A 15,209-nucleotide genomic window follows, 5' to 3' on the forward strand; every position below is an offset into this window, starting at 1 on the left:
TAAGAAAACGGACAGCTAACACTGTTCGTTTTTTATTTTAATTGCACTAATTTTGCATGTTAAATTCGAATCAATCAGCTATCATATGGAATTTTATAAATATCAGGGAACGGGAAACGATTTCGTCATGATCGACAACCGCTCCGGGGAATGGAACGACCTATCAATCGATCATATTCAGAAACTTTGTGACCGCCGCTTCGGAATCGGTGCAGACGGACTGATTAAAATAAACACAGCGGAAGGTTATGATTTTGAAGTGGATTATTATAACTCAGACGGTTCGAAAAGTTTTTGCGGAAACGGCGCACGATGCTCGGTAGCTTTTGCTTTTTTTCTTGATATTTTTGAAGGCCACTGCAAATTTACTGCGATAGACGGCGAACATATTGCAGAAATTCATAATGGTATTGTAAAACTGAAAATGTCTGATGTCGACACAATCTCTAATGACGGTAACGATTCGGTAATGGATACCGGATCTCCGCATTATGTGAAATATGTTGAAGATCTTGTTAATTACAATGTTTTCGCAGAAGGCAACGGCATCAGAAATTCTGAACATTATATGGAAAAGGGAATTAATGTGAATTTTGTGGAAAAAGTAAATGATGACGAAATTTTTGTAAGAACGTATGAGCGTGGCGTTGAGGATGAAACCTACAGCTGTGGTACCGGAGTTACAGCTTCAGCTTTAACTTTTCTTCAAAACCATAATCTAATTTCCGTTAAGGTAAAGACTTTGGGAGGAAATCTTAAGGTATATGCTGAAAAAGATGGAGATGCTTTCAGAAATATATGGCTGGAAGGTCCTGCAAAACAGGTTTTTAAAGGCAAAATTGACCTTATTTAAAACAAAATTAATCAAATAGTAAATGAAAAAAGCTATACTCATCATTATCCTTCTTGTTTTTGTGATAGGTGGATTTTTTGGTTTTAGATTTTATATAAAATATTACGGGAACAACATTAAAAAAGACGGTTATGTACTGATTCCCCATAACGCAAGCTTTAAACAGATTCTTGATTCTACCGCAAAATATGTGGATAACAACGAAGCGTTTGAAGCGGTGGCTAAAGAAAAAGATTTGGAAACACATTTCAAGCCCGGAAGATACCACTTTCAGAAGGGTTTGGGAAATGCCAAATTAATCAACATGATCAAAGCAGGAAACCAAAGTGAAAACAGCTTCAGGATCGGCGATTTCGGGGATGTTTACCAGATGCTGGGAAAAGTCACAAAAAAAACAGAACTGGATTCTTTAAAATTTGTAACCGGCCTTAACACCATTGCCTCTGAAAAAGGTTACAACAGCGCAGAAGACCTAAAAAAATATTTCTTTATCGATACGTATAATTTTTTCTGGACGGTAACTCCTGAAGAATTTTTCACTAAATTCGACGATCAGTACAATGAATTCTGGAACACTGAGAGAAAAGCTAAGGAACAGCAGTCCGGACTGACGAGAGATCAGATCTATGCATTGGCTTCTATTGTTTACAAAGAATCCGGAGGCAAGAAAGATGAGATGAGAACGATCGCTGGATTATACCTGAACCGCTACAGAAAAGGGATGAAGCTTCAGTCTGATCCTACGGTAATTTATGCCATCAATAAGCTGACGAATTTTAAACAGCAGATCAAAAGAGTTTTCTATAAACATCTGTCTACTCCATCACCTTATAACACCTACGCTAATAAAGGCATTCCTCCGGGACCGATCTGCATAGTAGATAAAAATTCGGTGGATGCGGTTTTAAATGCTGAAAAAAACGACTACATTTTTATGTGTGCAGATCCCGCACGTTTGGGATACCACAAATTCACGGCAAGTGCGGAGCAGCACGCCATCAATGCAAAGGCCTATCAGGACTGGCTGAATTCAAAAAACATAAAATAATAACCATATTAACTTTTTTTTAACTATTTAATAATTAACATTTCGCTTTTAAAAGCGACATATATATTACAAATAATAAATTAGGCTTAATATTTGAAATTAAAATCCAATTGACAATTTCATAATATTAAGAGAAATCTTTCACGATTTTACACAAAAAAATACCTTATGAATCAGACGGAAATCATTAACATTTTTACAAAAAAAACCTTAGGGCTTACTTTTGTACTTTCAGCAGCTGCCTTGGCTTTTGCACAGGAGAAGGTGGGTATTTCCGGGTCGGTCGTCAGCAAAAACAACCAACCCGTTCCTTACGCATCGGTTACGTTCAGCAATAAAGCAAACAAACAGTTCAGCGACGCTACGCTTACCGATGAAAAAGGACAGTACAAGCTTGATCTTACTCCCGGCCAGTATGACATTACGGTAGAGGCAATCGATTACAAAAAGAGCGTCATTACCAAACAAATTGCTGCAGCCGGCAATATCGGGGCACTTTCCATTGATCCGGAATCAAGTGCCACCAACATCAAAACAGGAGAAATCCAGGGCGTTGTTATCACTGCACCTTCCACAAAACCTTACAAGGTAGAGCTTGATAAAAGAACCTACGACCCATCCCAGGACATCGTAAGTAAAGGAGGAAATCTTCAGGATGTGCTTCAAAATGTACCTTCTGTAGAAGTTGACACAGATGGAACTGTTTCTATGAGAGGAAGTTCTAATGTCAAATTTCTGATTAATGGCAAACCCTCTGCACTTCTTGGTATTTCTGAAGGAAGTAATGCACTTCAAAGTATTCCAGCCGATCAAATTGAAAGAATTGAGGTGATAACAAACCCTTCTTCAAAGTTTGAGGCAAGTGGAACTTCAGGAATTCTGAATATTATTTTGAAGAAAAGCAAAAAAGTAGGATTTAATGGAAGCGTTGTAGGAACACTGGGTTACCAGCCGAGAACAATGTTAAATGCAAATCTAAGCTGGAGAAAAAATAAATGGACATGGTTTCTAAACGGTGGTGGAGGCTATAATGAAGCCACGAATACCAATAGAAACAGCAATACGAATTATGATAAGAATCAAGAGTTTCAATTATTGAGATCTGACCAGGAAACCAAGAATAAAAATTATTCTAAAAATTACAATGCAAATGCTGGATTTGTTTATGATATTGATTATAAAAACTCTGTAAATTTATCAGGAACAATACGGACTTTTGATAACGAAACAGATGGCAGAATAAATTATAATTATCTTTATAATTATGCTGCCTTTCCAAATCCTTATACTTTAAGAACAAGTGATGGTAACAATACCAACCTTGCATTACAGGGTGATTTGGGCTGGGATCACAAATTTGATGACAAAGGCCAAAATTTATCAGTATCATTAAGTCTTCAACGAAACAGAAGTAATAATTATACAGACATCTTCCAGGAATCTAATTTCAAAATAAGAAGAGATGAGCTTGATGTTGATAATGATGATGATTTTAATGAAATCATAGGTATTGATAGAGCAATGAGTTATCAAGTAAGTAATAACTCGCAATATTCTCTTACAAAAACGATAATTGGTAAAGTTGATTACGAACTTCCTATAGGTGAAAATTCAAAATTAGAAGCAGGTTACAGAATTGATAGTAATAACAATTTCTATGATAACACAGCTAATGAAGCGTTTGATTTAAATCTTCCCCTTACATTAATGCCTAAGTTTACAAATGTCACCAATTACGACGAATTATTTAATGCATTTTATTTGCAATTCCGTAGTAAAATTGGAAAATTTGGCTATCAGCTAGGCCTCAGAGATGAATTATCTAATGTAAAAGTTGATTATAGAAATCTTGACACTGACCCTAAAACAAACTCTATAAATAATAATAAAAACTACAACAATTTATTTCCAAGTGTATATTTAAGTTATGATTTAGGAAAAGATAATCAGTTTTTACTAAATTATTCCAGAAGAATTGACAGACCACGTTCTTGGTTTTTAATTCCATATTTTTCTATTACAGATAATCAGAACATATTCTTAGGAAATGTAAATCTTAATCCTTCATATGTTGATTCATTTGAATTTGGATACAGCGTTTCCAAGAAAAAATACACTTTGAATCCTACTCTATTCTATAGGAAAACTACTGATGATAGTAAAATTGTATCGTACCAGGAAGATGAAAATACAAACGTTTTCTTTACAACTCCCATCAATTTAGGAACGAATGAGCAATATGGCTTAGATTTTAATGGAACCGCTGATCCATTTTCTTGGCTAAAATTAATGGGTAGCTTTAGTGTATTTGGATATAAAACCACAGGAGAATTCAGTTATAATACTATTGATATCAAAGGAAATAACGTCACAAGAATTCAGCCATACACAGGAGACGGTCTATCGACGAGAGCAAGATTAAATGCTACCTTTAAAGTTGACAAAACATTTAGTTTTCAACTACAAGGTTTCTATAGAGGTCCTCAAAATACTGCAAGCCAGGATAGGAAAGCAATGTATGCTCTAAATCTTGGTGCCTCTAAAACAATCTGGGATGGCAATGGAACTATTGCTTTCAATATGCAGGATATATTTAACACCCGCTCTATGCGAAGCGTAGGTTATTTCCCTACAGGTGTTAGGGAATCATACATGCAATGGCAGCCAAGACAATTCTCACTCTCTTTAACTTACCGATTTAAACAAGGCGAAAAAGTCGACCAGCCTAAGCGTAAAAAAGACATCAACTCCAATGCAGCAGGAGACGATCAACAGGGAGGACCAATGTAATTTCCCTGATCATTAAATAAATATCCCGAAAGTAAATCTTCGGGATATTTTTATTTTTCAGCTTCTGCAGCTTCCGTTCTGGACAGCTTTTCGAGTTCCGCTTCGTAGATTCTTTTTCGAAGGTCACTGGAGGAAAAGCGATGATCTCTTTTATTGTAGAAGATTTCAATTCCTTTCTCCTCACAGTATTTTTTACCGGTAAAGTCCCTGTCAAGATAATCATCTCCTATGATTCTAACGTCAATAACGAAAGATTTCAGAATATCTTCCAAATCCTGCTCTGTATAATAAGGAATGATTTCGTCTACTGCATCTACTGCTTTTAATTGAATATATCGCTCAACAATAGTCTGCGTGGGTTTGTTTTTATTGGGACGGTCGTGTGAAGGATCTATCTGCAGACCTACAATAAGGTAATCACAGACTGTTTTCGCCTCTTCCAGCATTTTAATATGCCCTGCGTGAAGCAGATCGAAAGAAGAAAACGTAATACCAATTCTTTCTGTTTTCATATCTAAATTTTTTATATCAATTTCAATTGGTTCTTGTATCTAAATACCTCTGCCATTTCCATACCGTTCTCAATGCTTCTTCCAGAGGAGTATCAGATTTCCAATCAAGTTCCCTTTGTGCCTTATCTGCGTTAGCATACGCAATCGTAATATCTCCTTCCCTTCTGTCACAGATCTGGTACGGCACTTTTACATCATTAGCAACTTCAAAAGCCTTTACCACCTCCAAAACGGAAGATCCCTTTCCTGTCCCCAGGTTGAAAATATCGATTGTCGCAACATCAGATTCGTCTTTCATGAGCTTCTTTAAAGCCGCCACGTGGGCTTTTGAAAGGTCTACTACATAAATATAATCGCGCACTGCCGTTCCGTCTTCGGTAGGATAATCATTTCCCCAGATACTGAGCTTTTCCCGGATTCCTGCCGCCGTCTGCATAACATAAGGTACTAAATTATTTGGAATTCCGATGGGTAATTCTCCGATTTTAGCCGAAGGATGCGCACCTATAGGATTAAAATATCTTAACAGGGAAATCTTTCTGTGGTAGGCTTTGGCAAAATCTATCAGGATCTCTTCACCCATTTGCTTTGTTTTACCATACACACTTTCAGGCATTTTAAGAGGGGTATTCTCATCAATCGGCATGGTATCTGCCTGGCCGTAGACCGTACATGATGAACTGAAAATAAAATTGGAAATTCCTCTTTCCTTAAATTCCTGCAAAACGTTGATCAGAGTAAAAAGATTATTTTCATAATAGTCTACAGGCTTCAGCTGGCTTTCTCCCACCGCTTTAAAAGCAGCAAAATTGATACAGCCGTCAATCGGATGCGCATCAAAAACCTGGGTCAAAAGCTCTCTCCTTTTCAGGTCAAAAGGATAAAAAGCAGGTTTCTTTCCTGTAATTTCCTCAATATTCTTTAAAATAAATTTCTCAGAGTTGGATAAATCATCCACAATTACCACTTCGTAGTTGTTGTTCAAAAGTTCCACCACCGTGTGGGAACCGATGTATCCGAGACCTCCCGTTACTAATATTGCCATTTGTTATGTTTTTTTATGACTTTGTCAAAGTTGAAAATCTTTGACAAAGTTTAAGTTTAATTCTCTTTTGTGACATTCAACAAAATTTTCATAATCTCCGAACAGTTCAATCAACTCATTACGCTGGATATTTGTCCTGGTATCAGAAATTGCTGCAAGATAAGATGAAAATTTATAATTTTGGAAATTTTCCGGATTTTGATGGATGTAAATAATAAGATTTCTCAGATAATCTTCAGAGTCAACAAGTATTCTTTTAAAAGGCGATTCAAAAAGAGGACCGCTTCGCTGATAGACTTTATTGAAAGACTGTGTGTAGCTACTAATCAGTCTTGCAATCTGTTTGCTGAAAAAGCATTCTTCAGAATGAAGGCCATCCTTCTTAAAAGATGAAATAACATTCGTTCCGGCTTTTACCTTCAGTAAAAAATGAAAATGATTCGGCATGAGGCAGTAAGCATAGATATCAAAATAGGGAATCACGTACAGTGTTACTTTCCGAAGAAAAAAGCGGTAGTTTTCGTCATTTAAAAAGATCAACCGGGAATTTATTCCGCGGTTAAAAATATGGTAGAAACGACCAGGCTCAAGATGGTTTTCTCTTATTTTCATCGTTGTGTTGGTTTTTTGTTTTGTGTTTTTGTTAAAAACTTTGTCAAAGATTTTCAACTTTGACAAAGTGTTATTCTAAGTTTCCTGTCCTATTAAATCTATATTTTCATACTGTACTACTTTAAATTTGCGAACGACATATAAAACTCCGAATAAAACAGAATAAACAGCAAATGCAGCAAAATAATCTGTTTTACTAATACCAAAATCCTTTATGATAAAAATAGAAATTAATATACTTATTGAAATCGTGATGATCATTAACAATAATAAACTTGATAATAAAGCTACTGATTTTCTATTTTTAAGTATTAATGAGAAAAAAGAAAGCGTTGATAAGATAGCTATTGAAAATGTGGTTAAAGAAATAAAACTTCTTCCAAATCACTAAAAGAATCTGTTATTATTCTGTTATAACATGCAAATCCAGAAGCAATCATTAAAACGAAGCTTAATAAAATTGTAAACCAGTAAACGGCTTTATACCTAAAAACTTTTCTTTTCATCTATTATTTGCCCATAAACTCCAGCACCGCATCCGCAATATACTTCAGCTGTTCATCATCAAGCTCGGTATGCATCGGCAGGGAAATTACCTGATCCAGCAATTTATCCGTATTCACAAAATCGGCATCGTTGCTTTCCTGGAAATAGGCTTTCTGTTTTCTTAAAGCTACCGGATAATAGATCATGGCAGGAATATCTTTCTCAGTTAAGAATTTTTGTAGATCATTGCGCTTTCCGTTAAGGACTCTCAACGTATACTGATGGAAAACATGAGTGGAATTTTCAGCTCTTTTCGGCGTTAAAATACCTTCATGGCCCGCGAAAGCTTCATCATAATAATCTGCCGCTTTGGATCTTGCTTCATTATAATTGTCGAGGTGAGGGAGTTTTTTTCTTAAAATGGCGGCCTGCACACTGTCAAGTCTGGAATTTACACCTACCTCATCATGGTAATACCTTTCATACATCCCGTGGTTAACGATCCCTCTCAAACGATGCGCCAGCTCATCATTATTGGTGAAAATTGCCCCTCCATCTCCGTAACATCCCAAATTTTTTGAGGGAAAGAAAGAAGTGGTTCCAACTGTAGACATCGTTCCTGCTTTTTTTACCGTTCCGTCTGAAAAAGTAAACTCAGCACCGATAGCCTGTGCATTGTCTTCGATGACATATAGTTGATGCTCTTCGGCAATCTTTAAAATCTCCTCCATATTGGCACATTGCCCGAATATATGAACAGGGATAATGGCTTTTGTTCTTGGGGTAATGGCTCTTTTAATTGCTTCCGGAGAAATCGTGAAAGTATCATAGTCAACATCTACGAGAACAGATTTCAGCTTTAACAAGTGAATAACTTCCACAGTGGCTGCAAATGTAAAATCTGCGGTAATGATCTCATCCCCTTCTTTAAGGTCAAGCGACATTAAAGCGATCTGAAGCGCATCAGTACCATTGGCGCAAGGAATAACATGTTTTACGTCTAAGTAAGACTCTAATTCATTCTGGAATGACTTTACCTCAGGGCCGTTGATGAAAGCCGCTGAATCCATTACATTTAAAACCGCATTATCTACTTCATTCTTTATTTTGTAATACTGACTTTGTAAGTCAACCATTTGAATCTTTTTCATAAATAAATATTTCTGTAAAAATAAGGAATTTAAAATCCTGCCAAAAATTTTATTGATTTTGTTTTATCTTTATATAAAAATATTCTTATGAAAAAAACTTTACTATTTTTTCTTCTGTCGGGTTACTCGGTAAGTTTTGCACAGACATCGCTTGTTTTTGTGTTTTTTAAAGATAAACCCAATAAAAGTACATTTTACGCCAATCCACTTTCAGAGCTTTCCCAAAAATCGCTTGATCGCCGGACAGCATTGGGTGTAAACCTGAATGACCAGGATGCGCCCATCGAACATTCATACATTACCAACATTCAAAATCTCGGATTTACAGTCACTGATTATTCAAAATGGCTGAATGGGGTCGCCGTAAACGCTACTCCCGCACAGATAACACTCCTGGAGGGCCAAACCTATGTCAACTCCGTGGAGAGTTTTGCTAAAAATACATCAGGCGTTCCCAAAATAAAAAATATCAACAAATGGGAAGATCCAACGAGTACTGCCAATAAAAATTTAACGGTTTTTGATTACGGTTCAGGCGCTCAGCAGATTGATCAGATCAATCTTCGCCCCCTGCATCTTGCCGGCTATACCGGAACAGGCGTAACAATCGCTGTGATTGATGCCGGGTTCCCCAATGTAAATACAGGTTCAGCCTATGCAAGATTATGGGCCAATAACCACATCAAAGGCGGATACGATTTTGTAACAAAAGGAACAGATATTTACAATACTTCCCTCAATGCTCACGGATCCGTGGTTTTGGGAGCCATCGGAGGATATGTACAGGATACTTTTGCAGGTTCTGCCCCGGATGCCGATTTTTACCTTTACCGAAGCGAAAATGCCACCGTAGAAATCCCTGAAGAAGAGCTTTACTGGATCGAAGCCGCTGAAGAAGCAGACCGAAAAGGAGTCGATATGATTACCACTTCTTTAGGCTACTCAACTTTTGATGACCCGAAATATAATTATACGTACAGCAATATGAACGGCAGTACCTCTTTCATTGCCAGAGGTGCTGAGATCGCCGTCAACAAAGGGATTTTTGTTTTATTTGCTGCCGGCAATTCCGGTACGCAGCCCTGGCACTACATCATGACCCCGGCGGATAATGCCAAAGTCTTCTCCATCGGTTCTGTAGATGCAGCCGGAGCTTCTTCCGATTTTTCTTCTTACGGACCCAATTCTACAGGTGCCATAAAGCCGGATGCCAGTGCGAGAGGCAGTTTAGCAACCACCGTTAATAATGACAATTCAACGGTTATCGTGAGCGGGACATCCATCGCTACTCCGATTGCAGCGGGAGGGGTAGCCTGTCTCATCCAGGCATTTTCAACCATGGACAGGGATCTCATGAGGAACAGGCTGAGACAAAGCGCATCCCTTTATCCCAATCATTCGGATCAGATGGGCTTTGGAATATTGAATTTTGGAAGTTTCTACAACAATGTCTTAAACACTTCCGATCTGGTAAAGAAAAACAACATCGCTATTTTCCCGAATCCTGCCAAAAACATTCTGAATGTCGCTTCGGAAAGTGAAGTTGTAGCTTTGGAAGTTTATGACAACCTGGGAAGATTCATTACGAAAGCCAGCCATCAAAAATCCGTGAAGGTTGAAGATTTCCCGAAAGGCGTTTATTATCTTAAAATCCGGACAAAAGATAAAGTTTATTACGAAAAATTCATAAAAGAATAAAGCAAAAAACCTCTCAGAACGAGAGGTTTTTCAATGTAATGGGCTGCTAAAATTCGAGCTTGTCAAAATCTTTGATTTCAGATAAAAGAATTGGTTTCTGATGATCGATTGTAGACCAGGTTTCTTTGAAGACCTCATCCGCGTCTTCCACGTCTTTATTGATATTATCTTTAAACTGTTTTTTGCCCGTTAAAAAATTAATGCTCGTCTCGCTTAGCACGATCGGCCCGCGGTTATAACTATAATCGTAGCCAATCAGCTGGAAATCATTATTTCTGTACTTGAAAGTATACGCCCAGTATCCATATCTGCCGTGCATATAATTCACGTACAGATTATTCTTTTCGATGGAGACTTCCAGTTCAGGAGCATAATAAACGCCGCCGTCTTCATTTTCAGACGAAAAACAGCTTTTATTTTCAACGGCTTTCACGTAGCTGTTGTCTTCAGTCTTAAACAAAACAATAATTCCACGGCGGTTGCGGTCCAGCTTTCCCAGGTATTCATGGGTGATGATCTTATCTTTTTCAGTTCCTTTGATGATCATCACATAATCTTTGCGGCCGTCATTATTAAGATCGCCTTCAATAGTATCGAAAACGACAAATCCTTTCGGGACAAAATCGGATGGCGATTTTTTTTCACCCGATTTTACATGATCGTCCAAAGCTTTTTCCACCGATAACGCCTCATTTTTGGCAGCCGGTGGCAACTTGCTCTGTTCAGTTTCTTTTTTACACCCTTCAAACAAAAGTAAAGATGCGGTAACTGATATTGAAAAAAATAAGTTCTTCATCTTAATTCATTAAGCCGAGTTTCTGCTCGCATTGATATTCCCGAATAAAGAACGGGTCACAAGCTTTTCATACGCTTCCCGGTTTCCTTCACCCTTCTGGATCTTCATCAGCGCATATTGCTGAATACTCAGAAGCGGGAGCACAATTCTTTCTCTGATCTTCACCGATTTCCTCGAAAGCGGATCTTCTTCCTGAAGCATTTTGAAACCCGTAAGTTCCAGCATGATATTTTTGGAAAGATTATATTCATCAAACAAAACATTCCAGAAAGCTCCGAATTTAGGATTATTCTTAATGTAATAGGTCAAAGGGAAATACGTTTTATTCATACTCATCATCGAGTTTAATACTAACGTTTTAAAGAAATCCGAGCCTTTGTACAGTTCTCTTACTTCATCAAATCTCCCTTGTTCTTTCATCTGAAGCATGGCAAAACCGAAACCGAAGAACCCCGGAACGTTCTGCTTCAGCTGCGACCAGGACCCTACAAAAGGAATGGCTCTTAAATCCTCAAATTTCAGCTCATTGCCTCCACCTCTTTTCGACGGGCGGCTGCCGATATTGGTTTTCCCGTAATATTCCAGCGTGCTCATTTCCTGAAGATAAGGGACAAACATCGGATGAGCTTTTAAATCTGAATATTTTTTATAGCTGATGTCCGCTAATTCGATGATCAAAGCCCTTTCTTTTTCCGTAAGGTCTTTTTTTGAATTTTTAAAGACGTCGTTCTCTACGCCTGCCGTTAAAAGCTGTTCAAAATTATATTTGGCCTGCTCCTTATTTCCGAAAATACTGGTAATAGTCTGTCCCTGGATCGTCAATTCGATCTTATTATTGGCAATGGTTTTCCCCTGTGAAGCATAGAAATCGTGGGTCTTTCCGCCGCCTCTTGCCGGAGGTCCGCCCCTGCCGTCGAAAAAGACCACTTTAATTCCGCTTTCTTCGGACAATTTTGTAAGGACTTCTTTAGCTTTATAAATTTCCCAGTTGGCTTTCAGGTAGCCGCCGTCTTTGGTTCCGTCTGAGAAGCCAAGCATGATCGTCTGCTGGTTTCCGCGTCTTTGCAGATGCTTTTTATAAATTGGATTCTGATACAATTCATTCATCACACGTTCTGCATTGGCAAGGCCTTCCATGGTTTCGAAAAGCGGAACGATATCCATATTGATCTCTTCATCCTGATATCCGCAGATCCTGAAAAATGCATACACATTCATTACATCTTTTACCGCATCGGAATTGGAAATGATATAGCGGTTCATCCCTCTTGAGCCATTAAGTTTCTGGATTTCGGAGATCTGTGAAACCATAAGCAGGGTGTCTTTAACGATATCTTCAAAGTTATCAGGATTTACTTTCTCCGAAACCTGAATCAGTTTGTTGAATTTCTCCTCGTAATCAGCTTCGGGAGTTCCGTTCAGCTTAGCAAAAACTTCATCAATGACCTTCTGGTGAATCCTGCTATCCTGCCGCACATCCAGCGTGGCAAAATGGGTCCCGAAGATCTTTACGCGATCCCGGAAATCGGTGAGCAGGTCGATAAACAATGAATTATGCTGCTCTGCGAGAATGTTTTCCGCTTCATCAATTCTCCTGATAATATCTTCTGCCGTGATGGCTGCATTTCTGAAGATGGCTGCATACAGCTCGTTGCTCAGTTTGGTGAGCACTTCGGAAACCCCTCTGAAACTCAGTCTTCTCCTTACCGATTTCAGGTTATTGTAATAGGCTTTCAGAATCGCAAAGTGAAGTTCTTCAGAAACCCTTTTCGTGACTTCTGCCGTTACGAAAGGATTGCCGTCGCGGTCACCCCCCGGCCAGAAACCAAGCTGAATGAGGTCTTCATGAAGATGGAAATGATCATTCCCGAAAGTTGATTTAATTTTTGTAAAAAGCTCTCCGATCGTATCGTAATAAACATATCTCAGATAATAAATGATGCTCATGGCCTCATCGATCGGCGTCGGCTTTTCTTTATTGACGAAAGGTGTTTTTCCCAGCTGCTGCAACAGCATATCGATATTGGTGATGGAGTCGGTCGTGATGGCATTTCTGAGATCATGCAGAATTCTCTGCACAGAATTCGGATAAAACTGGGTAGGGTGCGCCGTAAAAACGATTTTAACGGTAAAATCCTTCAGCTTCTGCCGGACTTCCTCCAGTTTATGATCCTGAAGCGAATGCTCGTAAAGATTGGTCACCGTGCCTTTATCACTGTCGGAATGCAGGTTGGGAAACGCGGCATCCTCAATACTGTCGAACAAAACCACCTGTCTCTCGATGTACTGGATGATTTTAAAAAGCAGCTCAAGCTTCTGCTCGTCGGTCTGCAGATCGGTATGGCTTTCAAAGAATTCTTCAACGATTTCCTCGGGCGTTTTTCCGGCTTCGTACCCGGCTTTACTCTCTTCACAAAGAAACGGAAGCAGCATCCCGATATTGGTCATTTTATCATAAGGCAGGCTCATAAACAATGAATTGTAGATCTGGAACTTATTTTCCACGATCTGCCTGAATTTTTCTGCGCGTTGGTCGTGTATCATAATAACAAATGTAGGAGATTTTGATTTTAATTCAAATGCTGTTTTGAACTTGTTTACACTTATTTAACCTGTTTTCAGATATTTTTTATAGAAACCGTTCCTTAAGGCAGAAAAAACCAATGATCTCTACATTAAAAATACACCTAAGACGTATTTTTATATACTTTATGTTCACTTTTATACGCCTTAAGTTTATTTTTTTATACTTTAAGTATACAATTCTATGCTTAAAGTATATCTTCATGAGCATTATGCATATTATTATACACTTTAAATATATTATTCTACGCTTAACACGTAGATTAATATACTTTAAGTTAATATTTATCTGTTTAATGTTAATAATTATATACTTAAGGTTTATATTAAGGCTAAAAATACCGGTTTGATAACTCCTTCACCTATAATTTTGACGGAAGAACTTAAATAATTACTTTTACTTATCGCAAAATCAATTCTATGAAAAAACTAATCCTATTCCTTTTTCCTCTTCTCCTTTTCACGGCCTGCGGTGAAGACTGTTACAACGCTCCCCAGCCGGTGGTTTTTGAATTTGTAAATGCTGACGGGGAAAATCTGATCGCCAACGGAACGCTTACTACTTTTGCCATCCAGGATGAAAACCATGTTGGGGTGCAGCTGACGAAAACCTCCGACAACATGGTACTTCTTGAAAATGTCGGCGCCTACGACGGAACCAAAAATTATAAATTTTACTCAAACGTCAAGCTTTTTGATTTCTCGATACAGTCATCGGAATTCAACAGTGGGTGTGACGGGTTTCAGATCAACAAACTGACTTTTACCGGCGTAGGAATTGATGTAAAGGATGAAAACGGTTATTACCAAATCATTTTCCAGTAACCGATATTTCAAATTTGTAAAAAAAATACCCGCATGAAAATATTATTTCCGGTTTTGCTATTCTTCTCCAGCCTTTTTTTCGGTCAGAACCCGGTTCCTGCCGATTGTAAAAAAATCCCGGAGATCCTAGACAATCCGGAATTGCTTCTTCCTTTTATCGTTCCGGATCAAAAATACGATTACTGGTCGGTGCTCCGCAATAATCCCGATCCCGACAAAGCGGTGATCTATGAAAGCCAAGCCCCGGATTTTATGACTTTAAATGACCCGGCGCCGGAAAAAGGATTTTTTCAGAAGTGCCTGGGGGAAGACTGCTTTTCATATATCTTAGCCTGCGAAAATGGAAGAACGAAATATTTCTCCACCGAAAAGGAACTCAGAAACTTTATCGGACCGGTAGACAATCTCCCGGAAGCTCTGCTGATCGCCAACTCCTATGGATATTACGTTGACAGCACGAACCCATCCGCCAGCTCTTATAAAACAGATGATAAATACATTTCTCTTTATCTCACCAAGCTTAACAACAATGCTGCCGGCAAGGAATCTTTTTTGATTAAAATCAACAGAAAAACGGGAAGGCACGAGGTAAAAACGATCGGAACTTACTGAATGACTCCCGCGGATTGAGCGGATTGAGCGGATCTTCTTTATTAAAATCTACGTAATTACCATTATCTACGGGAGATTATTTTCCGGCTGCTTGTGAAGTTTTTTATGACGTGATAATTTTAATAAAAATGAATCATTAGAATTTTAAAACTTTATTAACGGTTATTTCACGATCCATTGCTTAAATTTGGGTTAAAA

At 38.2% G+C, this 15,209-nt stretch carries 13 protein-coding genes; 7 read left to right on the top strand and 6 right to left on the bottom strand.

Annotated features, from left to right (window positions below):
- Positions 1-85 precede the first annotated feature (85 nt).
- From dapF to AC0N32_RS11130, 3 genes are all read left to right on the top strand, one after another.
- The gene (gene dapF, locus AC0N32_RS11120) at positions 86-853 is read left to right on the top strand and encodes a diaminopimelate epimerase (RefSeq protein WP_476393929.1); all 768 of its coding nucleotides are present in this window, start codon (positions 86-88) and stop codon (positions 851-853) included.
- A 22-nt stretch (positions 854-875) separates the two neighbouring features.
- A complete protein-coding gene (gene mltG / locus AC0N32_RS11125) occupies positions 876-1,901 on the top strand; it encodes an endolytic transglycosylase MltG (protein WP_476393930.1) in 1,026 nt (341 codons plus the stop codon).
- A gap of 168 nt (positions 1,902-2,069) precedes the next feature.
- The gene (locus AC0N32_RS11130) at positions 2,070-4,691 is read left to right on the top strand and encodes a TonB-dependent receptor domain-containing protein (protein ID WP_476393931.1); all 2,622 of its coding nucleotides are present in this window, start codon (positions 2,070-2,072) and stop codon (positions 4,689-4,691) included.
- 50 nt (positions 4,692-4,741) lie between these two features.
- Here the strand turns inward: AC0N32_RS11130 and AC0N32_RS11135 are convergent, their stop codons facing one another.
- Genes AC0N32_RS11135 through AC0N32_RS11145 form a run of 3 tightly spaced genes read right to left on the bottom strand, consistent with a single transcriptional unit; the run spans position 4,742 to position 6,860 of the window.
- Entirely contained in the window at positions 4,742-5,203 is a 462-nt protein-coding gene (locus AC0N32_RS11135) for an adenylyltransferase/cytidyltransferase family protein (protein ID WP_476393932.1), read from the bottom strand.
- A 22-nt stretch (positions 5,204-5,225) separates the two neighbouring features.
- Positions 5,226-6,248: a UDP-glucose 4-epimerase GalE gene (gene galE / locus AC0N32_RS11140; protein WP_476393933.1), complete on the bottom strand. Its 1,023-nt coding sequence runs from the start codon at positions 6,246-6,248 to the stop codon at positions 5,226-5,228.
- A gap of 24 nt (positions 6,249-6,272) precedes the next feature.
- Positions 6,273-6,860: a transposase gene (locus AC0N32_RS11145; protein ID WP_476393934.1), complete on the bottom strand. Its 588-nt coding sequence runs from the start codon at positions 6,858-6,860 to the stop codon at positions 6,273-6,275.
- A gap of 214 nt (positions 6,861-7,074) precedes the next feature.
- Here AC0N32_RS11145 and AC0N32_RS11150 point away from each other — a divergent pair, with 214 nt between their 5' ends.
- Entirely contained in the window at positions 7,075-7,251 is a 177-nt protein-coding gene (locus AC0N32_RS11150; protein WP_476393935.1) for a hypothetical protein, read from the top strand.
- A gap of 118 nt (positions 7,252-7,369) precedes the next feature.
- Here AC0N32_RS11150 and AC0N32_RS11155 read toward each other — a convergent pair whose 3' ends face one another.
- Positions 7,370-8,497 (bottom strand): DegT/DnrJ/EryC1/StrS family aminotransferase, encoded by a 1,128-nt coding sequence (locus tag AC0N32_RS11155; protein ID WP_476393936.1) that lies wholly within the window; start codon positions 8,495-8,497, stop codon positions 7,370-7,372.
- Positions 8,498-8,584: 87 nt separating this feature from the next.
- Between AC0N32_RS11155 and AC0N32_RS11160 the strand changes: the two genes are divergently transcribed.
- Complete coding sequence (locus tag AC0N32_RS11160; RefSeq protein WP_476393937.1) at positions 8,585-10,195, top strand: S8 family peptidase; 1,611 nt, start codon at positions 8,585-8,587, stop codon at positions 10,193-10,195.
- 46 nt (positions 10,196-10,241) lie between these two features.
- On the opposite strand, the gene AC0N32_RS11165 is transcribed toward AC0N32_RS11160, so the two are convergent.
- Positions 10,242-10,991, bottom strand: a complete 750-nt coding sequence (locus tag AC0N32_RS11165; protein ID WP_476393938.1) for a hypothetical protein — start codon at positions 10,989-10,991, stop codon at positions 10,242-10,244.
- Between the two features lie 9 nt (positions 10,992-11,000).
- Entirely contained in the window at positions 11,001-13,535 is a 2,535-nt protein-coding gene (locus AC0N32_RS11170; protein WP_476393939.1) for a phosphoenolpyruvate carboxylase, read from the bottom strand.
- Positions 13,536-13,994: 459 nt separating this feature from the next.
- On the opposite strand from AC0N32_RS11170, the gene AC0N32_RS11175 reads away from it, so the two are divergent.
- Together AC0N32_RS11175 and AC0N32_RS11180 are read left to right on the top strand one after the other, a co-directional pair.
- Positions 13,995-14,399, top strand: coding sequence for a hypothetical protein (locus AC0N32_RS11175; RefSeq protein WP_476393940.1), 405 nt, complete (start codon positions 13,995-13,997; stop codon positions 14,397-14,399).
- A gap of 33 nt (positions 14,400-14,432) precedes the next feature.
- The gene (locus AC0N32_RS11180; RefSeq protein ID WP_476393941.1) at positions 14,433-15,011 is read left to right on the top strand and encodes a hypothetical protein; all 579 of its coding nucleotides are present in this window, start codon (positions 14,433-14,435) and stop codon (positions 15,009-15,011) included.
- Positions 15,012-15,209 lie beyond the last annotated feature (198 nt).

Source organism: Chryseobacterium endophyticum, assembly GCF_056333165.1.

What these genes read in the sequence shown, in the direction of transcription:
- dapF (WP_476393929.1), top strand. Translation starts at nt 86, where the DNA reads ATGGAATTTTATAAATATCAGGGAACGGGAAACGATTTCGTCATGATC.
- mltG (WP_476393930.1), top strand. Translation starts at nt 876, where the DNA reads ATGAAAAAAGCTATACTCATCATTATCCTTCTTGTTTTTGTGATAGGT.
- AC0N32_RS11130 (WP_476393931.1), top strand. Translation starts at nt 2,070, where the DNA reads ATGAATCAGACGGAAATCATTAACATTTTTACAAAAAAAACCTTAGGG.
- AC0N32_RS11135 (WP_476393932.1), bottom strand. Translation starts at nt 5,203, where the DNA reads ATGAAAACAGAAAGAATTGGTATTACGTTTTCTTCTTTCGATCTGCTT.
- galE (WP_476393933.1), bottom strand. Translation starts at nt 6,248, where the DNA reads ATGGCAATATTAGTAACGGGAGGTCTCGGATACATCGGTTCCCACACG.
- AC0N32_RS11145 (WP_476393934.1), bottom strand. Translation starts at nt 6,860, where the DNA reads ATGAAAATAAGAGAAAACCATCTTGAGCCTGGTCGTTTCTACCATATT.
- AC0N32_RS11150 (WP_476393935.1), top strand. Translation starts at nt 7,075, where the DNA reads ATGATAAAAATAGAAATTAATATACTTATTGAAATCGTGATGATCATT.
- AC0N32_RS11155 (WP_476393936.1), bottom strand. Translation starts at nt 8,497, where the DNA reads ATGAAAAAGATTCAAATGGTTGACTTACAAAGTCAGTATTACAAAATA.
- AC0N32_RS11160 (WP_476393937.1), top strand. Translation starts at nt 8,585, where the DNA reads ATGAAAAAAACTTTACTATTTTTTCTTCTGTCGGGTTACTCGGTAAGT.
- AC0N32_RS11165 (WP_476393938.1), bottom strand. Translation starts at nt 10,991, where the DNA reads ATGAAGAACTTATTTTTTTCAATATCAGTTACCGCATCTTTACTTTTG.
- AC0N32_RS11170 (WP_476393939.1), bottom strand. Translation starts at nt 13,535, where the DNA reads ATGATACACGACCAACGCGCAGAAAAATTCAGGCAGATCGTGGAAAAT.
- AC0N32_RS11175 (WP_476393940.1), top strand. Translation starts at nt 13,995, where the DNA reads ATGAAAAAACTAATCCTATTCCTTTTTCCTCTTCTCCTTTTCACGGCC.
- AC0N32_RS11180 (WP_476393941.1), top strand. Translation starts at nt 14,433, where the DNA reads ATGAAAATATTATTTCCGGTTTTGCTATTCTTCTCCAGCCTTTTTTTC.